The organism is Kitasatospora sp. MBT63 (assembly GCF_000710465.2).
GTDB lineage: Bacteria > Actinomycetota > Actinomycetes > Streptomycetales > Streptomycetaceae > Kitasatospora.
On record NZ_JAIZ01000772.1, the window covers coordinates 1 to 1,058 of the forward strand.

General features: G+C 72.1%; 1 pseudogene. It reads right to left on the reverse strand.

The features are described from left to right. Window positions 1-188 precede the first annotated feature (188 nt). Window positions 189-1,058: pseudogene (locus AA75_RS53060) on the reverse strand (hypothetical protein); the annotation flags it as partial.

Here is a 1,058-nt window from a genome sequence, read left to right on the forward strand (position 1 = left end):
TGGCGAAGTAACCGATCTTCACGGTGTCGGCGGACAGCTTGACGGCACCCGGAGAAACCGGGGCGGCCGGGGCGGCGTTCGGGCGCGGGACGGACTTCGAACCGTAGCCGCAGGCGGTCAGCAGACCGCTCAGGCTCAGCACGACCGCCGCGGCGGCCACGGCACGTCCGGCGCCGCGCCGGGGGCGGTTACGGGTGACGGGCCGGGGGCGGCTGTGCGGTGTGAGAGCCATCTGGGGTGTCCTCTGCTGGAACGGTCACGGGCTCGGCCGCGGCTACGGTGTCGAAGGCCTCGCCCGCCATGCCGGCGGTGAGGGTGGTGCCGTCGGCCGGGTCGATCAGCAGGAACGATCCGGTCCGGCGGTTGGTGCGGTAGTCGTCGAGGGCCAGCGGCTCGGCGGTGCGCAGTACGACGTGGCCGATGTCGTTGACGTGGAGTCCGTCGGTGCCGGTGCGCTGCTCCAGCGAGTCGATGTCGATCCGGTAGGTGATCTCCTTGACCAGTGCGCGCACCGTGCGGGTGGTGTGCTTGAGCAGGACCTTGTCGCCGGCGCGCAGTGGGCGTTCGTCGAGGTGTGCGACGGTGGCGACCAGGTCCTTGGTGGGGATGGGGGCGGGGTGGGCGGCGATCAGGTCGCCGCGGGAGATGTCGATGTCGTGGGTGAGGCGGACGGTGACCGATTGGGGGGCCCAGGCGATGTCCGTCTCGCGGCCGAGTGCGTCGATGCCGGCGATGGTGGTGGTGTGGCCGGAGGGCAGTACGGTGACCGCGTCGCCGGTGCGCAGGACGCCGGAGGCGAGCTGGCCGGCGTAGCCGCGGTAGTCGCGGTGCTCCTCGCTCTGCGGGCGGATGACGTACTGGACGGGGAAGCGGGCGGGTTCGGCGTCGGGGTCGGTGCCGACCGGGACCGTCTCCAGGTGTTCCAGCAGGGTGGGGCCGCCGTACCAGTCCATGTGGGCGGACGGTTCGACGACGTTGTCGCCGGCCAGGGCGGAGATCGGCACGGCGACGATGTCGGTGACGCCCAGCGAGGCGGCGTAGGCGGTGAACTCGGCGGC